1 protein-coding gene is annotated in these 1,225 nt (G+C 59.9%); it reads left to right on the top strand.

The features are described 5' to 3' along the window. Positions 1 to 1,225 (top strand): DUF6851 domain-containing protein (locus E1297_RS48955; protein WP_368669430.1); only part of this gene is annotated, 1,225 nt, incomplete at both ends.

Below are 1,225 nucleotides of genomic sequence, written 5' to 3'. Positions count from 1 at the left end.
TGCTGGCGGCGGTGCAGGTGCTGGCGGCGGAGGTGGTGTTGCTCCACCCGACGATGGCGCTGCGGACACCGGTGCTGGCGATGACATCATCACACTGGACGATTTTGTCGATACGGTCGACGGCGGGGCCGGCGCCGACCAGCTCTTGCTCAACGCCTCGATCGGAGAAGTCGACATCGCTGTCGACGACACTGAAGTCACCATCATCGACCGCTTTACCGGCGAGGAAATGGTTGCCGAAAACTTCGAAACCATCGAATTCACCGATGAAAGCTATACCGCGGCAGAGCTTGAACAGTATTACGGCGCAGACGTCGAGGATCCGCTGCTGATCGAGGCAGCCGATCAGGACTACGTCATGACCGTGAATGACGCGGATCCGTCAATCAGCGTGGTCTGGGATCGCGTTGTTCAGCAGGCACTGATCGACACCAGCACGGAAGTTGGCCCGACCATTTCGGCGCGCGCTTTCGCAATGGTCCACACCGCGATGTATGATGCCTGGTCTTCCTACGACGACACCGCCGTGCGGGTGTCTCTTGACCAGGAGGGCGACAATGTCCGGGTCACCGGGACGGAAGAGGATCAGGCCAAAGCCATGAGCTACGCGGCCATCACGGTCTTGCAGGACCTGTTCCCGGACCAGGCCGAGCTCTATGAGGAAGTCATGGTGGAGCGCCTCGGCTTTTCCATGGAAGACGACGGCTCCGTCGAGGCTTCGGTCGGGATCGATGCGGCGGAAGACCTGCTGTCCTTGCGCGCCGAAGATGGTTCCAATCAGGAAAACGGATACGAGGACACCACCGGTTACGAGCCGGTGAACCCCAATCCAACCGAAATCAACGACATCACCCGCTGGACGCCGGAAAACATACCGCTCGACCCGGAAGACCCGGTCGTCGAACAGACCTTCCTGACGCCGCACTGGCAGACGGTCGAAGGCTTTACTGTGGATCAGGGCGCTGATGGCACGGCGGACAGTTCCAGCACCATCCCTGACCCTGCAGCCTTCTTCAGCGACGCCTATGCCGGGTCGGTCCTGAACTTCGACGAGCAAACGATCACACTGGACAATGCCGTCACCGTCAACGGCGTCGACTATCAGGCCGGTGATGTGATTGACGTCAGCCAGGACCTGATCGGAACCGTCATCAATCAGGCCTTCATTGATCAGGCCAACGAGATCATTGACGTCTCGGCGAACCTGACCGACGAGGAAAAGGTG

This window comes from Roseibium sp. RKSG952 (genome assembly GCF_009711355.1).
The sequence above is the reverse complement of the archived record's forward strand: the minus strand, read 5'-3'. Positions and strand labels throughout refer to the sequence as shown.